This is a genomic window from Burkholderia sp. SIMBA_062, from assembly GCF_046534765.1.
In the GTDB taxonomy this organism is placed as follows: domain Bacteria; phylum Pseudomonadota; class Gammaproteobacteria; order Burkholderiales; family Burkholderiaceae; genus Burkholderia; species Burkholderia ambifaria.
The window spans coordinates 1-17472 of record NZ_JAWRYD010000003.1; the positions used below are offsets into that span (position 1 = coordinate 1).

15 protein-coding genes are annotated in these 17472 nt (G+C 59.9%); 1 reads left to right on the plus strand and 14 read right to left on the minus strand.

Annotated elements, in window-relative coordinates; all coding sequences use genetic code 11:
• Positions 1–288, plus strand: a 288-nt coding sequence (locus SB786_RS03365; RefSeq protein ID WP_139164708.1) for a transposase, incomplete at its 5' end; no start/stop codon positions are given.
• A 110-nt stretch (positions 289–398) separates the two neighbouring features.
• Here the strand turns inward: SB786_RS03365 and tssJ are convergent.
• The 14 genes from tssJ to SB786_RS03435 form a co-directional block, all read right to left on the minus strand.
• Positions 399–917 (minus strand): type VI secretion system lipoprotein TssJ, encoded by a 519-nt coding sequence (gene tssJ / locus SB786_RS03370; protein ID WP_410726189.1) that lies wholly within the window; start codon positions 915–917, stop codon positions 399–401.
• Between the two features lie 13 nt (positions 918–930).
• A complete protein-coding gene (gene tssG / locus SB786_RS03375; protein WP_410726190.1) occupies positions 931–2088 on the minus strand; it encodes a type VI secretion system baseplate subunit TssG in 1158 nt (385 codons plus the stop codon).
• A complete protein-coding gene (gene tssF, locus SB786_RS03380; RefSeq protein WP_410726191.1) occupies positions 2052–3866 on the minus strand; it encodes a type VI secretion system baseplate subunit TssF in 1815 nt (604 codons plus the stop codon). The genes tssG and tssF overlap by 37 nt, the downstream gene beginning before the upstream one ends.
• A 9-nt stretch (positions 3867–3875) precedes the next feature.
• Positions 3876–5459: a type VI secretion system protein TssA gene (tssA, locus tag SB786_RS03385; RefSeq protein ID WP_410726192.1), complete on the minus strand. Its 1584-nt coding sequence runs from the start codon at positions 5457–5459 to the stop codon at positions 3876–3878.
• A gap of 8 nt (positions 5460–5467) precedes the next feature.
• Positions 5468–9244, minus strand: a complete 3777-nt coding sequence (locus SB786_RS03390) for an ImcF-related family protein (RefSeq protein ID WP_410726193.1) — start codon at positions 9242–9244, stop codon at positions 5468–5470.
• A 110-nt stretch (positions 9245–9354) separates the two neighbouring features.
• A complete protein-coding gene (locus tag SB786_RS03395; protein WP_410726194.1) occupies positions 9355–9645 on the minus strand; it encodes a PAAR domain-containing protein in 291 nt (96 codons plus the stop codon).
• Between the two features lie 78 nt (positions 9646–9723).
• Positions 9724–10977, minus strand: a complete 1254-nt coding sequence (locus tag SB786_RS03400) for a hypothetical protein (protein ID WP_410726195.1) — start codon at positions 10975–10977, stop codon at positions 9724–9726.
• Between the two features lie 77 nt (positions 10978–11054).
• Positions 11055–12170 (minus strand): T6SS immunity protein Tli4 family protein, encoded by a 1116-nt coding sequence (locus SB786_RS03405; protein WP_410726196.1) that lies wholly within the window; start codon positions 12168–12170, stop codon positions 11055–11057.
• 145 nt (positions 12171–12315) lie between these two features.
• Complete coding sequence (locus SB786_RS03410; RefSeq protein WP_410726197.1) at positions 12316–13215, minus strand: T6SS immunity protein Tli4 family protein; 900 nt, start codon at positions 13213–13215, stop codon at positions 12316–12318.
• A complete protein-coding gene (locus tag SB786_RS03415; RefSeq protein ID WP_410726198.1) occupies positions 13212–13424 on the minus strand; it encodes a hypothetical protein in 213 nt (70 codons plus the stop codon). The genes SB786_RS03410 and SB786_RS03415 overlap by 4 nt, the downstream gene beginning before the upstream one ends.
• Positions 13421–14320 (minus strand): T6SS immunity protein Tli4 family protein, encoded by a 900-nt coding sequence (locus tag SB786_RS03420; RefSeq protein ID WP_410726199.1) that lies wholly within the window; start codon positions 14318–14320, stop codon positions 13421–13423. Before SB786_RS03420 ends, SB786_RS03415 begins: the two co-directional genes overlap by 4 nt.
• Entirely contained in the window at positions 14317–14775 is a 459-nt protein-coding gene (locus SB786_RS03425; protein ID WP_410726200.1) for a hypothetical protein, read from the minus strand. The genes SB786_RS03420 and SB786_RS03425 overlap by 4 nt, the downstream gene beginning before the upstream one ends.
• Before the next feature lie 3 nt (positions 14776–14778).
• On the minus strand, positions 14779–15846 hold the full coding sequence (locus SB786_RS03430; protein WP_410726201.1) for a T6SS immunity protein Tli4 family protein: 1068 nt from the start codon (positions 15844–15846) through the stop codon (positions 14779–14781).
• Positions 15840–17423 (minus strand): lipase/acyltransferase domain-containing protein, encoded by a 1584-nt coding sequence (locus SB786_RS03435; RefSeq protein WP_410726202.1) that lies wholly within the window; start codon positions 17421–17423, stop codon positions 15840–15842. The genes SB786_RS03430 and SB786_RS03435 overlap by 7 nt, the downstream gene beginning before the upstream one ends.
• Positions 17424–17472: the final 49 nt, after the last annotated feature.

Here is a 17472-nt window from a genome sequence, read left to right on the forward strand (position 1 = left end):
CAGTCATGGCAACGCGCGTGGGAGCACGTCATACCGTTCTTCGTGTTTCCGCCGGAGATCCGACGGGTTGTGTACACAACGAATGCCATTGAAAGTCTGAACATGCAACTGCGCAAGATCATCAAGACCCGTGGTCACTTCCCCAATGACGAGGCGGCGATCAAGCTGCTCTGGCTGGCGCTGCGCAACGTGCTGGCCAAGACCGTGCGGGCCGCCTTCGACTGGAAATCAGCGATGAACCAGTTTGCTATCCTGTTCGGCGAGCGATTCACGCAGGCGCGTGGATAACCTGTTGTTCAACCGCCTCGCCCACAAAAATGCGGACAGGTTCGGCGAATGGGCCGTCCTTCATGCCAATTGGCCGTCTCGGCAGGCTCGGGCACCTGAAGGGACGATATTCATTTCGGCATGTCTCCCTGCATCTTTAGCCCATTCGACGTCAACTCGATACGCAAGGGCTTGTCCGCATCGAGCTTCTTTTTCTCGATGACTCGCTTCCAGTCCTGGGCGGCTCCGGGTACGCGGTACAACGCAACGACCGCCACATACTCCGTCTCTCGCTGCATCGGCTGAGACAGGCTTGCCGATGCTCCAGGGTTCACGACCGTCGACATGTCCGCCTGCAGATCCTGGGCGAGCACAGTCCGGTCGTGCTTCAACAGATCGTCGTATGACGCCCCATCGAACATCTTGCGATCCTTCAACTGGTAGACGCGCACGGCGACCGACGTCGGTCGTCCCGCGGCGTCCGGGTTCAGCGCGGCACGTGCATCAAGGTCTACATCAAGCACCTTCACCTGCTTGAAAAATACGGCCCGATACGCATTCGACGACGCGTCCGACACCGACTGCCAGGCACCACAACCCGACAGCAACAATACGGCGGCAGCGGTGGCCGCACTCATTCGGTAGAACATGGAAACTCCGGAATCAGATCGTGCGCGGCACGAGGTGCGGGTTGGGTTTTGACGCGGGCAACGCCTCGTAGATACCCAGTGCGATGTCGATCATTCGTTCGTCCGCCGACGGCAATACCGTCGTCCAGCCGAGACGCGGCGCCGGGCCGGCACGTTCGACCCCGACAGACGGATGCGGCACGAACCGGGACGACACCTCCATCCGCAAATGCACATCGGCCTTGATGCCCACATACAGCTGGACGAATGCCATCACCTCCCGATGCAGCCATGCGCCCGGCAACAGATCCTGGGCCTGCCGCGCATCGGCCGGCCGCAGCGTCACACACACCGCCCGGCTGCGATACGCGAGACGCCTGCCGAGCACGTAACCGCCACCGAGCCCATTGCGCTTCCCGTCCGACAGCGCATCCGCACCCGGCTTCGCCGACGTCAACGGTTTCGGCCGACCGGCACTCGTCGTCACGGCCCAGAATTCGTCGACACGAACATCGACGCCCGGCGCAGCCAGCGCCACCACGCCGGCCAGCCCTTCCGACGTACGCGTGCGCTGGATCAGCAGCCCCAGCAACGCGAGCATCCGCGAATCCGGTAGGCCTGCCCGCAAAGGCTTGTCGCCCCATCCGAATCCGGCCAGACACAACAGGCTCTGCGAATAGTCGTCAACACCGCCGGCGCGGAAATGCTCCGGATAACGATATTTCTTCCATGCGCGATACAACAGCGTCGCCGTTCGGTGATTGAACGGATCGAGAAACGCCTCGACCGCCTCATGCCCTTCCTCCCGCAGCACGATCTCGTCGATCATGTGCGACGGCATCGCCGCATCGACGCCGTAAAGCCCCATGAAGGTCGTGCGTACGGTCGGCGGCGCATCGGGTTGTTCGTCGTCGAATTCGACGGCGGCCATCTCGCCCGCCGGAAACCCCAATCGCGGACGCGGCCGGAATCGCACCGGCTCGTATTCCGGCGTATCGCGCGTGCCGAACCCGGTGCGTTCGGGCGCGCATGCCTCCAACAGACGACAGAACTGCATGAACGTCATTTTCGGCGCCTGCGCGAACAGCGTCCCGGCAATGGCCGGCAGTCTTGTCGGCTCGGTAACGTCGGCGCCCGTCTGGTCGATCGAAGCCGTCATAGCGGTGCCCGCCGCGCCTTGCTGCGCGGCCATTCCGTTCTCGACCGCGACGGCAGGCTGACGATCGCCAGCTTCGTGAACAGATTGATCTCCGCATACGCACCGAAGAAGCGATGCAGCAATTCGCCGAACAGCATCACGTCGCCTTCGCCGGAGAACGCATGCGTATCGAGCATGACCTCGATCAGCACGCCGCGCTCGACCGCGCCGCGCGACACCTCCTCGATCATGTCCTGCGACACATGCAGGATGCCGGCGAGCCGCCGCCGGTTCAGTTCGTCGTTCGTCCAGTCGTACAGCGCCAAAGCGCCACGCAACACTTCCGCGTCCATCATCGACAGGAAGTTGGGCGCGAGATGCGACAGCACGCGCCACTGGAAACGGTCGTCCGTCGGCGGATACAGCGGCAACGTCGGCGACACGAGATTGCGCACGCCCGCGACGTTCGGCGTGCTGGCCGCCAGCGCATCGAGGCTCGCTTCGCGCAACCCCTTGCGCGGCAGCAGTCCGTTCGTGCCCGTCACGCGCAGCGACAGGCTTTCCTCCGGCAGCGTGTCCATCGTTTCCCACGCGTGACCGCCGAGAATCACCCACATTTCGTGGAGCCCCGATACGCCCGCACGCACGCGCGTGTGGAAATAGCGCTCCGGCGCCTCGTGCCGCAGCATGCCGCCGCGATGCCGGAACGTCGCGAACGGCACGTATTCGTATCGCTCGGCCGTATCGTGATCGAACGTCGCGACCGCATCGACCGAGTAAGTCTCGACATGCGCGCCCTGATGGCCCGCCGGCACGACGCGATATTCGGTTTCGTGATGGTCGATCTCGATGGGCTCGGCATCCAGTTCGAACAGGTTGATCACCGGCGAACAGAACAGCCGCACGTTCTCTGCGTTGAACCGCTGATCCGACGGATAGGCTTCCTTCAGAACGATTTCCAGTTCGAAGCGAGTCGATTTTTCGGGCAGCTTCGTGATGTCGAGTCCGCACAGATCGACGAACAGGAATTTTTCCCGGAACGTGAAGTATTCGAGCAGCAGCTGATAGCCGGAGAACGCCGCATCGGCTTTGGGCCACAGCCGCTCTTCCGTCGAAAAGCCTGCCGGCTCGATCGTGACGCCCGGCAGCGGCACGGTTTCGCCATCGCGTATTTCCGGAACGCGCCAGTGAATTGCATCGACCTGGCGCGTCAACGCAAGATGCATCGCGAACGCGGTCGGCTGATCGGCGTTCAGATGCAGCCGCAGCCGCGACAGATCCGTCTCCTTGCGCAGCGCCGAGCCTTGCAACGCGAAGCCGACGCGGATCACCGAGCGGCCGTCGTGACGCACGGCCGGCCCGGCATGCGTGATCGACACCGGCTGCAATGCAACCGCCTGCGTCGTCCGGTACAGGCATTGCACCGTTCGCGGCGCCACGCCTGGGGCTGCGCCCGCAGCAGGCACGTTGATCGGCGAGGAACGCACCGGCACGCCGGCCGGCACGACGATCGTTTTCTGAAGCGTCTCCGCGAACGGCGTCAGCTCGACGATCGACAGCGAAGGAATCATCCGCAGATAGTGCGGCCACAACAGGCTGACGAGCCCTTCGGTCAGTTCGGGCAGTTCGTCGTCGAGCTTTTGCCTGAGCCGGCCGGTCAGGAACGCGAAACCTTCGAACAAACGTTCGACGTACGGATCGCGATCGCCGACGCGGTCGAGATTGAGCAGGCGAGCGCGGTCGGGGTGCGCCTTCGCGAATTCCTTGCCGGATTCGCGCAGATAGCGCATTTCCGCTTCGTAGTAGCGCAGGATGGGATCGTTGTTGTTCATGAGAATCCGTTACGAAAGGGTCAATGCACGGGCAGGGTCGAGTACCGTGAGTTCCGCCTGCAATTCGCCGATGCGGCGGGCGAGCGCCGGCTTGTCGGCGTCCTTGCGGTTGCTCATCGCTTTCAGTGCCTTGACAAGTTGTTGCTTCACCTCGAACGTCAGCGCCGGCTCCCAGCGCATCAGCGGCAGCGACCGGGCCGACGCGTCGAGTTCGGCCAGCAACGCGAGCGACGTATCGGGCCGGCCGGCATGGTCTGCCAGGCGCGCCATCACGAGCCGCTGCAAATAGCGATGCCGATCGGTTTTCATGCCGGGCAGCGCTTCGAGCCACGCGAAGGCCATCTCGACGCCTTCGCGCGCGGCGAGTTCACGGGCCTGGCTTTCGATCTCCGGCCAGTCGCCGGTTGAATCGCTTTCGCTATCCGCGCAGACGGGCAGCGGCACGACCGTCTCGCCCGCTTCCAGATTGCGCACGACGGCATGCCGGGCGATCCATTCGAGCGTCGTGTCGTCGGCGAACGGCGTGCCGTCGCTGAATGCCAGCCGTTCGATGCCCGGCAACCGTTCGAGGAACAGCGCGAAATCGGCGCGCAACAGTTCGCGCCACTCGCTGTATGGGGTACCAACATGATCGAGCGCGACGTGCTGGAAATACTGCAAGTCGAACCACAGATGATTCACGCCCTCCATGAACGCACCCTCGACACGCTCCAGCAACTCGTGCCAGTGCTTCTGCAGCGCGAGCCGCTTCATCTGCTGTCGCAACTCGGCGCGCGGGGGTGTCAGGCGCGTGTGAGAAGCGGCGTCCGCAGGCGGCACGTCGTGCAACGTGTCCCATCGAATGCTTCGCACGACGCGCACCGACGGCAAGTAGCCGTTTTCCTGATCGCGCAGCCACGCCGACATTGCACGTGCCTGATTGAGCAAATCGAGCGTCGAGGCGATCGAGCCGGCTGAAGTTTTGCCCGGAGCACTTGCCGGCGGCATTGCCATGCCCGAATCGGCACCGCGCACCGGTGCTTCCTTTTTATCGAAGCGGGACACGAGCGGCTGCAGATTCGGACGAGCAGCGTCGGGCCACGCCTGCGTATGCGTCATGAGCGCGTCGAGCGCTGCGAGCGCACGCTCGAGATCGGCCGGCGCGAAATCGCCGTGGCGATCCAGCGTTTCGATCAGGCGCGCGGTCGCGAGCATTTCCAGTGCGGCTTTCTTCGCTTCGTGACGGGCCGGCAACACGGCCTCACCGAACCGGTCGACGAGCGCGGCGCTCAGTTCGAGTCCATCGGCGAAACCTGCCGGGCCGTCCTGCCGCAGGCGTGCGAACGCGTAGTAGCCGGCGACGCGCAAATCCTTGCCGGTTTCCTTCAGCAGGTGTTCGCATGCACGGACGATCAGGCCGTCGTCGATTCCCGATAGTTTGCCGGCCTCGTCCTTCAGTTCGAAGAAGGCGTCCTCGTAGCCGGGGTCGCGCCCGCACGCGTGGTCGCCCGGTATCGGCGCAATCCACGCGGCCCAGGTATCCGTCCGTGCCCTCTGAAGTGAGTCGTCGCGAGGGCCCCCGACGAGTGTCTTTACAAAATTGGCTAGCGTCATCGCATGACTCAAAATACAAATGCGTCGCCCAGCAACGCGAGGGCATGCCCGAACGGGCTGGCGGGTGAATCCGAAAGCGCCGACGTCGTCGCCGCGGGCGAGATCGCAGGCTTCGGCGTCGTTTGTGTCGTCGAGACGGCCGTGGTCGTTTGCATCGGCGCTCGAGTCGGCTTGAGATCGGTATCCCGGCCGGATATCTGCTCCGGCGCCGCCCACATCGTTTCATCCGGCAACGGGCTTCTGCCCGGAAGCCCCCGCGGCAGCGGCACGGCCGCATGCTTCGCCGCCTCGATCGCCGACATCGGCAACGGCGGCGGGCCGCTCGCCGAGGCCCGCGCCCCGGCGTTCGCTGCTGCCGTCACGAACACGCGTGCCGGCAACGCGAAATGGCGCAACTGGAGAACGTCCAGCGGGCCGGCGCCGGCTTCGCTGCGCAATTGCACCCTGAGTGGGATGCCCTGGCTCGTGTCGGGCGTCCAGGTCAGCAGATAGCGGGCGTTGTCCTGCTGTGTGACCTTCGCGCGCTCCAGCAGCCTGATGAAACCGAAGCGCCCCTGCGAATCAAGCGCGGTGCGCAAGCCGCCCTGTTCCGTCTGCCACTCGATGTGCGACAGGTTCTCGAGCGACTGCCCCGGCCACTCGAACGGCGTCCACTCCTGCTTCTGGTTGAAGTAGTGCAATTCGCGGCCGGACAGCACGAATCGCATGTCGGTGATGCCCGGCGTCGGCTCGGCCCGCAGTTCGTAACGCACGCGTGCATCGCCTGACGGGAACAGCACCGTCGACGTGCGCGTGAGCTTGTTCAGGCCGTTGAGGAAAGCCGGATCGATCGTCAATGCGCCGGAGTCGGCTCCCTGCGCGGCGACCCACCGGTCCCCCTGCCGTTCGACGACACCGGCCAGTTGCGACGTCACGAACCGCGCGATCACGCCGCTGTCCGGACGCATGAAGCGCGCCATCTCGGGCAGCGACGCGTCGTTGTCCGAATCCGCGAACGGATAGCGGCCGCCGAAGGTCTTGTTCCAGTCCGCCAGGATCGCGATGCGCCAGATTTCGTTCAGGCTTGCAGCGGCCGGCTGCACGATGACCTGCCACGACTGATCGAACGGTGCGCGGAACAATGCGCCGAATCCGGACCATTGTTCACCGAGACTTGCGGCGACACGGCTCGCGTAATCGCGACTGTCGGCGATATCGGAAGTCTTGCCCTGCAGCACGGATTGCGCGGCCAGCCGTGCGATCGCGTCCGGATCCGGGCTGGATACGATCTGCGACGTTTTCAGGCGCATCGCCGTGATCCGCTCCAGATAGCGTGCCAGGCTCAGGTCGCCGGTTGCTGCCGGCGGTGTGACGGCCTTGCCGCCGGATGGCGCCCCCGCAACGAGATCGCTACCGGTCAAACGCAAGATCGGCCCGAATGCGGCCGCGAGCGGCGCAAGTTGTGGCTTTGCCTGCTTCGACGGATCTTTCTCGTCGGCACCGACCAGTTGCTGTGCCTTGCTGATCAGCGTGTCGGACAGCGACTGGGTGTTGGCTCCCGTTCCCGCCTGATACACGATCGCATTCATCAACGCGACGAGCGGCGAGCGTTGCGGATCGCCCAGTAGCGTGAGTTGATCAGCCGTGGCTGATAGCGTCGGTGCAGGTTGCCAGCGCAGGCTATTGAGGAAGAGCGCCCATGCGCGCGCGTAATCGTCGAAGTAGCGCCGGCGCAGTTCGGCCTTCAACGTCGACGGGGAGGCATTGGCCGACTTGGTGTCGGAGAGTATCCAGTCGCTCGCCACATCGCGTTGCTCGCCGGCTTCGTCGATTGCCTTCGAGATGCGCTCTTCCCATGCTGCACGCGTGAATACGCCGGGTACGGTCGCCGTCGTGCCGAACAGGCCACGGCTCGTCGCGCTGCTGACCGACGCTTGCGACGCCGCGTCGCCGAGCAGCGTCGCGAGTGATAGCGGCGGATATTTCGGTATCGCTTCGTCGATGATCTGCTGGTAGATCGCTTCCCCGGAGTTCTGAATGCCGCGCACGCCGACGATCGTCTGACGGGTGGACGCGATCAGCGCACCGTCCGGGGAAATCACCAGCGCGGCGCGGCTCGCTCCGGCTTCGTGCCCGATGTGATTGGCAAGGAACGTGATCGCGTGCTGACGCATATCTTCCCATTTGCCTCGCGACAGCTGCGAACCGGCCGGGCGTCCCGGCGCGGATGTCGCGACAAGTTGGGGCGTCAGGAATGTGGCCACGGCCCGCTCGGGCCTGGCGAGCATCAGGTAAGTCTTGAGCGTGTCGTAGGCGGCCTGCACCTGGGCGTCGCCGCCGCTCGCGATTTCCGCGTCGGACAGCGACGCGAGTTGATGCAGTCTTGCCTCGAGTCTCTGGCGGATCGGGCCGATGAGGATGCGGTTTGCGGCATCGGCGTAGTACGGCCAAAGGGCGTCGAGCAGCGCGTGGTCGCGGTTCAAGCCGAAACGGGTGGTGACAGATGCGCCGGTGCGCAGGTGGATTTCGAGTGTGTCGATTTGACGGTCGAGGTCGGTGAGCGTTTGCAGCGATTGCGTCGGGTTCAGGGCTCCGGCGAGCTTCGCAACCGTATTCGTGGCGCTCCCGATCGTCGCGCGGTTGGCGAAGCCGGACAGCAGCGTGCCGACGAGCCAGCAGCCGATCAGCGCGGTCGCCATCCACGCCGCCGTGGTCGATAGCGAAAAACCGATGCGGCGACCGTGTACCTTGCGGCTGTGGGCGGCGACGGTTTGCCAGATGGTGCGGTGTTGGGCGCCGTTCGACGGCGCATTGTCACGCGTGAGACCCGACGCGGGCCGTACCAGTTCTCTCTCCTTGAATAGCGGCGCAAACAGCACGCCATGGACGGCGTGCTTCCACGATCGGGACCGGGTAATCTGCTGTATCCGGCCCGCCAGCGCGCCGCTCACCCCGGAAATATGCTGCGACAATTCGGCGGGATACCGATCGCGGGCATCGTTCGCAAGCCGGGCAGCCCCAACATCCGCGAGATTGCTGGAGAGATTCTGCAACGAGGCGTCGATTTCCTGTGCGTCGACATGCGCACTCGTCCATGTGAAGCCGATCGCTTCGTCCGGCCCCGCCGACTCGCTGCCGAAATCCGTGACGTTCAGCAAATACACTGGAGCCGCCCAGCGCAATGCGCGCGTGTACCGCATCAGCCGCTGAGACGGATCGTCCGCATCGCATGGGGAACCGCCCGAACTGCCGTTGCGCTCCACCGCGACGATTGCGTCGACAGGGCGACGCCTGCGCATGCCCCGTACATGGTCGAGCCAGCCGGTATCGAGCGCGTTGCTTGTCTGCTTGGCGTACAGGAGAATCGCATCACCGGTGATCGCATACCCGGTGTCGGCGAGCCCCGGGGCCAGGCGCTTGACGAACGATTCATCGCCGACCACGAGTACCCATTGCTGGCGATAGCGCCACCGCCAGCCATGTCGGTCGCGAAGGCTATTGGCCAGCGAAGCGGCACGTACCGCCCCCTCGGGAGTTGCGCTGTCGCGCCGTTCGGCTTCCGACTTGAACTGCCGTCCGACCCAATGCCTGACTCGCCGCATTGCTACCGCAGGGCGTGCCGAGGAATCGAAGCTGTACCACAAGAAAAGCACGACGAACAGGATACAAAGGGCGACAATCCATCCTGCCCGCCCTTCGGCAGAACGCAAGCCAAACCAGGAATCCCCCTTTAGCCAGACCGCCAGTCCGGGCAGGACGACCGCTATAACGACGCTCAGAATGTCGATCCGAAACTTGTTCAGCATACTCAATCAAGGTTGGAACAGGCTGGGCGGCGCGACGGCCGCCACATGTCCTGCTGGTTAATCGCCACGTGACCGGAGCGCGGTTGGCTCGGGGTCCCGGGATAATTCGTTTAAACATCGACGTAGGACGAACGCTGCGACGGGAGCAGACGAGGAGGTGGATCGCATTTGCATACGCACAAATCGTCACTGAGCGCACCCTCTCTACCGTTCGGATCTTTCATCGACAATCGCGGCCCGTCGCACACAATGAGCCCCATCGACTGACACGTCGGACACCAAACCTCGTCGCGCTCGTATGCTTGTTCGCGATCGCCGATCCTGTCGTTCGCATCGCCACCCAATACGGTGCCATCGGACGTTGTCTTGTCGCCTTTCAGAATGTCATACCGCCTTATCATGATCTGGGTCTCCTGATTTCCCGGTGGTGCAATGCGCTGCGAGGTTCTCCAACAAACGTTGGGTAGTCGATGTACGGTTCAACGCGTACCGAGATTCCTTACTACCGCGAAACACGGTTTCGTCCTGCTAGTCGCCACAACCAGTTGAGTCGAGCCATCCCGGGCCGCCGCTTTGGCCGCGCACGCCATGCTCAACCACGACGCGGCCTCACCGGCATGGCCGACCATGTAATCGAGATCCGCCGGCTTCGTACCTATGCTTGCCCTGGCCAGCGCAGCCGTCGTTGCATTTGCCGTAGTGCCATCGACACCACCTCGCCATACGCCCTTAATTTCCGACGTCTGCACTTTTCCCCATTGCACAGCACGAGCGAGAGCGACGTCTACAGAACAGTCGCTTGTTCCGTTGGGTCGATGCATCAGCGCTACCGATGCGAGATTGAACTTGCGGCGCACAGCCTCGGGTACGAACAGAATCGCGACGACGCTTTCGGCGCTTCCATCTGGCGGCATCGCCTGAAGAACGGCGTTCAGCTGAACAATGACGAGAAGTCGCGCTTCCTGATCGGAATTCTGTTCGACGCGATCAAGCCAGGTGTCGACGTACATCAGATCGGCAATATCCGGCAAAACCTCCGCATCAAGCTTTCGACCATCCAGCTTCTGCCACTGTGCGTGCCATGACGCCAAGATTTCATCCGTTCTCGCCGCACCCGGCACGACCAACTGGGCCGTCAGCTTCAAATCCGGCGGCATTGAACGCACCGCGTCAGCCACCTCATCGATCACCGCGCCGAACGCCCACGCAGTGACATGGCGTCGTCGCTTATCATCGGTATCGAACCGCACGCCATCCTCATCCGCGTCAGGCTTTTCGAACCAACGCGCGTTCACCGGACGCGTATCGGGCTTCGGGGCGATTCGCGGCTCGAGCATCACGGACCCATCCAGCAATTTGGCGAACGCATCTTCCTTGGCGTCGCTTGCGAACCTGTAGCTCGCAGCCAGAACCGCGAGCGGCTGACTTGCCTGTTCGAATACATCATCAACATATTCTTTGCGGGCTTCGTTCCACACGATTGCGTCCAAACGTCGGCCTTCGTAGACGCTATAGCGCCTCAACACGACGAAGGAAGCAACGCCGAGCGGATATACGATGACGCAGACCCAGAACCACGGAGTCCGGGTTGGCTCTCCTTTCGGCCAGAGAAGGAGGACCAGAAATACGCCGGCCAACACGATCACGAAGAAAACAATCGTCCATACGAGTCGCGACGGTGGATCGTCTGGAACGGGCTCCTCGGGTGGTAGCTTGTTGAAGTCAACGGGCATTCGCTACCCTCAAAAACCATTTTGATACGGGAGCACCGCTCTGGGAGTGATCTCCCAAAGAGATACGCTGAAATTTTTCAGAAAGCATCACGACGTGGACGAAGGCTTCGGGACACTGCATCCCACAAGGCGACAGATTCGCCATCCGTTAAGGAAGCCTTGTCAATTTTCTCCTGCAATACATTGTTCGGCGCCCCGGTGTCCATGTCCAACGTCAGCAAAGGTGTTGCAGCGCTTCCCGTCTTTGAGTTGGCCTCCAGTGTCATATGATGTCCCGGTATCTCGAACACCGTCTTTCCCGACACGAGCCATTCTTCAGCCTCCATACCGTCCAAAGCGACTGAACCTTTGCGAATCGTCCGGCCACCGTTAAGCCGAAGTGCGGCATTGACGCTATCGCCTCGCTCCAGAAGCGTGTTCGGCTCCTGAATGTCGGTATCGGATTCGATGTTGAAACTAACGTCTCGATAACCACGCAAGACGAATTGCGTAAACACTTGCTCCCGTTCGCCGGCCTTACCTGGAAGAAATCCCCCAAGGAAGCAAACGCCGGGCACTGTAGGAATAATTTGGGTAGGGCGCCCCTCTACCCTTCGAAGTAGATCGAAGATGAGTTGCCTTTTTTCCGGCACGTTATTGATCAATTTTCCCGGTATGCCGTACGGCGTTCCTTTATGTTTTTTAACGTACTCACTATTGACTCTATCTGACGCGCCTACAAAAAGTTTGATTTGATATCCATCATGCCACTTGTAGGCCTCCACAAGACGATGCATGTCCCCGGGCTGGCCTTCATTTTCTAGACGAACAAAATATCGCGTACCTTTTTCTGGACCTTCGCCATGTTCATAGAGGAATCGATAGCCCAATGGACTTTCCTTCGCCTTCAGCATAGCTTCATATGCATCGATTGCATGGAGATAAGCCTCCTCCGACATCGCTTTTGTTTCAAAAGATACCCCCTTGATCTTGGCTGTTCCAAAAACATGCACTTCGGCCGGCATGTCGATCAAAAATCGTCCAATGCAGTAGGTATTTTTTTCAGAAAATTTATCTGCGGCCATTTCCTCTTGACCGTTAAGTTTCGTTGATTTATTACATCCCGCAAGAAATACCGCTAGAATCGACGTAACCCAAAAATTGATCGACATCATGATTTGTACGCCATATGCGATTCGAATCGCTTCTGGCATGGCGAGGGGAATACCTCCTCGCACAAATACCGCATGACTTCACCCACCGTCGTGACGCGCGGCGTACAAAACGAAATACGTGGCGTCAACGTGACTACCGGCGCGACGACGAGCGCCATCAAGACCTTCCTGCGGGACAAAGTCTTCATACCGCCCCCGGACGCAACCGAATAGAGTCCACCACGGCATCCCACAACTCCAGCGCCTCGTCGTCGTTGGCGAACGATTCCTTGTTTGTGGGATACGCGCTCTCGCCTACCCGCAACGATGCGTTCAGATTGGGTTCGGCCAACGAGTACGCCTTGCCAGGCGCTTCCCATTTGAAGCCGTAAGTCCGCTTGCCGTCCTGCGTGCCAGCCACCAGAATCTCGTCGGCTTCGATCGGGCCGACTGGTCGCGCTCGGTTGCGCAATTGGCCCACGCCCGCCACCGTTCCCAGCAATGCCGACAGAATGCCACCCGCGCGGGCGCGCAAGCCTGGCTCAATTTTGCGTTGCGTGTACGCTGTCAGCCGAAACCAGACATCGGGCTTGTTCGGGAGTTTTATGACCATCTCCCAACTTTCGAGATTGAAATCCGCATCAACCAATATAGTGTCGCCAGCCACAAAACCAACGCCTTCCGGCAATTCGTCGGGTGGAATTTCCTGCCACTCTCGTGATAGATCCTCACAAAAATCCAGTATCAACCTTTTCCTATCGCTGCCGACATTAGCCGTATACATCAATGCCTTTGACCCGGCTTTTAAATAAGAGTTAAAGCAATACTGTCGCTCCGAGTACTCACTAGACCAAGATACCAAGGTAACAGAGCCATTGGAATGCGGCACGCGCTCAACGAACATACTTCCAAGCACGGCGTGCTTACTGGCCCGCAACCCTCGCTCCCTTCTATCGACTAGATTATCGAAGCTTATCTGCGTCCTAATCTCTTGAAGTAGCTCAATGCGGCCATGGTTATATGAATACGTCTCAGCAGTGATCGCCTCAGCCGGCAAATCCACCAGATGGCGCCCAATAGCGTGAGTTCTCCAACCTTGCTTCATATCGACTTCTTCTTATGCCATCGGTCTGCGGCACAATGCGGTTCATTCCGCTTTTGATTCGGTGAGGGAAACACCTCGTCGCATAAATAACGCATCGCATCGTTCACCGTCATCACGTGCGGCGCGCCCAACGAGACGCCAGGAACCATCGTGGCGGCTGGCACGGCAACAAGCATCATCAGAACCGCTCTACGAGACAGCATCTTCATACCGCCCCCGGGCGCAGGCGAATCGATTCCACTACGCCATCCCACAGCTCCAGCGCCTCACCGTCGTTGGCGAACGATTCCTTGTTCGTGCGGTACGCGCTCTCGCCTACCCGCAACGATGCGTTCAGGTTGGGTTCAGCCAGCGAGTATGCCTTGCCCGGCGCTTCCCATTTGAAGCCGTAAGTCCGCTTGCCGTCCTGCGTGCCAGCCACCAGAATCTCGTCGGCTTCGATCGGGCCGACTGGTCGCGCTCGGTTGCGCAACTGGCCGACACCGGCCACCGCTCCCAGTAATGCCGGCAGAATCCCGCCGGCGCGAGCGCGCAGGCCTGGTTCTACCCTCTTCTGCGCATAGGCGGTTAGTCGGAACCATACATCGGGTCTGTTCGGCAACCGGATGTTCAACTCCCAGCTTTCTGGGTTGAAACGTTTGGCCACCAAGATGACGTCCCCAGCCACGAAACCGATACCTTCCGGTAGTTCACCGCGAGGGATTTCTCGCCATTCACCGGACATTTTTTGACAGGTCGCCAATGCCGCGTCCCGGAGATCCGGCGATACCTCTCCGGAGTACTTCAGGCTTTTTGAACCCGCTCGGAAGTAGGTATCGAAGAGGTATAGTATGTTCCCTGTGGGGCGATTCCAGGAGATCAGCGTCACCGAACCATTGGCATGCTGTATCCTCTCAACAAACAAACTGCCGTGCTTGACGTGCCTAATACCACGAAGCTCCTCCTCCCTCTTTGAAATCAAATCATCGAAGCTCTCCCGCGTAGTTATCTCGCCAAGAATTTCAATCGTCACCTCGTTGTATTTATACGTTTCAATAGTTACTGCTTCACTGGGCAGGTCTACCAAATGTCGCCCAATTGCGCGCGTTCTCCAGCCTTCCTTCATGCCGACTCCTTTTTATGCCAGCGGGCCTGTTGAGCAATCTTGATAATTGCGTACATGGTGGCGTACAGTGATCGCCCGTGCTCGTCGCCATAACTGGCTTGATGGTCATATCCGAAATGGTCATTGCATCGACCGGGATTGCCGTGCCCATGTGCGAAGCTCATGGCAATGCCCGCTTTACCCGGCGCTTCGCCGGAATACGCTCTCATCCCGCGCTCAAACTCCTCCAGCGTCTGGAATATCGCATTGACCATCACGCCTTCAAATTTTGTATGGCCAATCGGCTGAGTGCTGGCTGGCAAATCAATCAGATAACGCCCGGCACAGTTGGGCTTCGTTTCTGCCGTCATCTCCATTACCACCTTTCCCTCCTGCGCGGAGAGCAGGAGTGTCTTCCGCCCGCCGGTCGCAAGCGACATCATCCAGCAGATCGAACTAAGCCCAATCGCTTTCATCGCTCAGAATCCGTTGGGACGTGGCCGCAGCGTACGAATCACCTCGTCCCACAACGCAACCGACTCCCCTTCCGTGAGCGAAGATTGCTTGATGGTGTCAGCCTCTGTCAGAAAATTCGGGCTCGCGGTTTCCATGTCCAGAACGATGTAAGGCGCCTGCGGAGTGCCCTGGTAATTCGTTTCTACCGAGAAATGATGCCCCTGCACCTGTACCAGCGTCAGTGCCGACGTCAATACCTCGTCCACCTTCATGCCGCTGGGGAGCGTGACGCTCCCGGATCGAATGACGCGACCCCGTGCAGTTTTCAACGCGTCCTGAACATCCGCGCTCCATACGCGCGGCAGCAGAGTGCTGGTTGCCTGCAAATTGGCGAAGCTGTCCCAGTTGAACGACACATCCGTCTTGTCGGCCAGTACATAGTTGGTCGAGATATTCTCGTTTTCTGCACTTGCCTTACCCGGCATGAATCCGCCAACGAAGCAGGCACCAGGCTCGGTCGGAATAACATTTTCGGCACGGCCTTGCAAATTTTCTATCAGATCGAAGGCGAGTCCCATTTTGCGCGGCACGTCATTTTGGATTTCCTTCTTCTTGACCCAAGATTTTTCCTTGTCTACAGACTTAGTCCAATCCGTTCCTTCAACCTTCAGGCTGATCTGATAACCGCGATCCCACTTATGAACTTCGATATCTCGATTTGCATCGCTCAACTCCGGATTGGAGATGAAATATCGCGTGTGTTTGATGCCTCGCACCTTGCCGCTCTCAAAGAAGAACTGATACCCGAGTGGATTCTTGGTTACCTTCAGTTCCGCCTCACGCACTATCATGCCGTGCTCGAACTCCTCCAGCGTCTGGATTTTCGCATTGACCATCACGCCTTCGAACTTTGCATGGCCGATCGGCTGAGCGCTGGCAGGCAAATCGATCAGGTAACGCCCAACACAGCGGGGCTTCATATCCATTGTCATTTCCTTCACCATCTTTTTCTCTTGTTCCGTGAGCGCCGGTGTCTTGACACCGCACGCCGTCAGCAATATTGCGCAGATTAGCCAACTGGTCTTCAACATGCGCGGTATTCCATGGACGTGCCCTTGACGTTCCACACCAGGCGCGTGATTGCCCGAAGCGCGAACAATCGGCATGGCAGCGGGTTGTACGCGCCCTCGTGGTCGACACCCTCGAAGGCGACGCAAGCCTTTGCATGAGGTGTGGGCGCACGGCCGGAACGGACCGGAACGGTGCCATCGCCGTTTTCCTCGGCCGGTTGCAAAACGAAATCATGTATTGCTGGGACGGGTTGCTTCGTACGGTCAATCACGCGCTGAACACCAGTGCGGGAATCCCATTTTCCTTCCAGCTCCAATGGCTTCATAATGGGCGGCGTACTGCTAGATAACAGGTTGCGCTTGGGCAAGCTCCGCCGCCACACTACATCGCCCCAGGTCTTGTGTTTCTCGTCGTTGCCGTAGAAGGCATACGTGTACTCATGGTAACAATCACTAATTACGGTTTGAAACGTTCTAACCTGCTTATCAATGAGATCAACATATGCGATCCAATCTCGCTCCAAATGAACCTTCGCCTTATCGAGAGGATTGATAAGCTTATCGTCGACAAGTCCCCACCACGTCCCGCGCATTTTATAGATCTCATCATAGGGATCTCCCGCTCTAGGCAACGAATCAAATCGATCGCCGTCCCGAATCTTTAACCAACCGTTACCGTAATTGGCATCCGGAAGTAGTTGCAATGGTCCAGGCGATTGCGCAAATACTGCTGTGATCTCTGCGGCGGTTTCGCCTAATACCTTGCGGCCGATTCCCTCTTCGATTGTGTTACCGGGCTCCCACCCCGCCTTTACCCGCTTGTAGGCTGTAGCCGAACCGATGGCGGGCATCACGCTGTGCACGATGCCCAGAATATTGGTGCGATACCCTTTTACTTCTGAGCAATAGCGTGCCACCAACCCGCCCATCGAATGAGTAACGACAATGACCTTTTCGCAACGAAAATGCTTACGATAGTCACTCATGATTCGATCAATTTCGAGAGCCAGATATTCCCCCGAATCCTTGTTCGAACGAAGCCAGTTATAGCCCACTGCGTGAACGGGAAGTTTGTATTGATACGACAGCTCAACTTCATCGTCGCTCAGTGTGTCAAGGCCCGGCGCCACCACCTGCTTGATCAGACTGTTGCGCAAACCGTTGCGGCCGTGATTGGTTCCCGCGTGAGCATCGTCGAGCGCGTCCTGCAGCCATACCAGCCAGTCCCCGTAGCTTTTCTTGGAAACCGTGCCCCACCCGCGCGCCTTCTTTTCGGCGTCGGTAAGCGACGTGCCTTTCGGGAGATCGCCTCCATCGAAGACCTTGGTATTGGCTGGGTCCAGCGCCTGCTTCCGGTATGCTGCATCTTTCCAAGACCAAGGCAGCATGCCGGCGCCGCTATTGACGACCCACACTGACTGATTTTGGTTATTCATCAAATTGCTGCCCATGACTCCCGGCACGAAAATCACCGGAATCACCCGGTCAGGCACCATGTGGCAAACGGCGTGGCTGTCATCCGATGGTGACGAAGCCGACGAATAGTGCGCCGAACCATCGTCGGCAAGTTTGGCGGCAAGGATACGTTCAACAGGCATCTGAATGGTTCCGTCTAGTCGCGCGCGACTGGTGAGTTGAAGAAATGCA

Bases quoted from the DNA above. Each gene is read 5' to 3' on its own strand.
- tssJ (WP_410726189.1), bottom strand. From the start codon at position 917: ATGTTCTACCGAATGAGTGCGGCCACCGCTGCCGCCGTATTGTTGCTG.
- tssG (WP_410726190.1), bottom strand. From the start codon at position 2,088: ATGGCCGCGCAGCAAGGCGCGGCGGGCACCGCTATGACGGCTTCGATC.
- tssF (WP_410726191.1), bottom strand. From the start codon at position 3,866: ATGAACAACAACGATCCCATCCTGCGCTACTACGAAGCGGAAATGCGC.
- tssA (WP_410726192.1), bottom strand. From the start codon at position 5,459: ATGACGCTAGCCAATTTTGTAAAGACACTCGTCGGGGGCCCTCGCGAC.
- SB786_RS03390 (WP_410726193.1), bottom strand. From the start codon at position 9,244: ATGCTGAACAAGTTTCGGATCGACATTCTGAGCGTCGTTATAGCGGTC.
- SB786_RS03395 (WP_410726194.1), bottom strand. From the start codon at position 9,645: ATGATAAGGCGGTATGACATTCTGAAAGGCGACAAGACAACGTCCGAT.
- SB786_RS03400 (WP_410726195.1), bottom strand. From the start codon at position 10,977: ATGCCCGTTGACTTCAACAAGCTACCACCCGAGGAGCCCGTTCCAGAC.
- SB786_RS03405 (WP_410726196.1), bottom strand. From the start codon at position 12,170: ATGCCAGAAGCGATTCGAATCGCATATGGCGTACAAATCATGATGTCG.
- SB786_RS03410 (WP_410726197.1), bottom strand. From the start codon at position 13,215: ATGAAGCAAGGTTGGAGAACTCACGCTATTGGGCGCCATCTGGTGGAT.
- SB786_RS03415 (WP_410726198.1), bottom strand. From the start codon at position 13,424: ATGAAGATGCTGTCTCGTAGAGCGGTTCTGATGATGCTTGTTGCCGTG.
- SB786_RS03420 (WP_410726199.1), bottom strand. From the start codon at position 14,320: ATGAAGGAAGGCTGGAGAACGCGCGCAATTGGGCGACATTTGGTAGAC.
- SB786_RS03425 (WP_410726200.1), bottom strand. From the start codon at position 14,775: ATGAAAGCGATTGGGCTTAGTTCGATCTGCTGGATGATGTCGCTTGCG.
- SB786_RS03430 (WP_410726201.1), bottom strand. From the start codon at position 15,846: ATGTTGAAGACCAGTTGGCTAATCTGCGCAATATTGCTGACGGCGTGC.
- SB786_RS03435 (WP_410726202.1), bottom strand. From the start codon at position 17,423: ATGCCTGTTGAACGTATCCTTGCCGCCAAACTTGCCGACGATGGTTCG.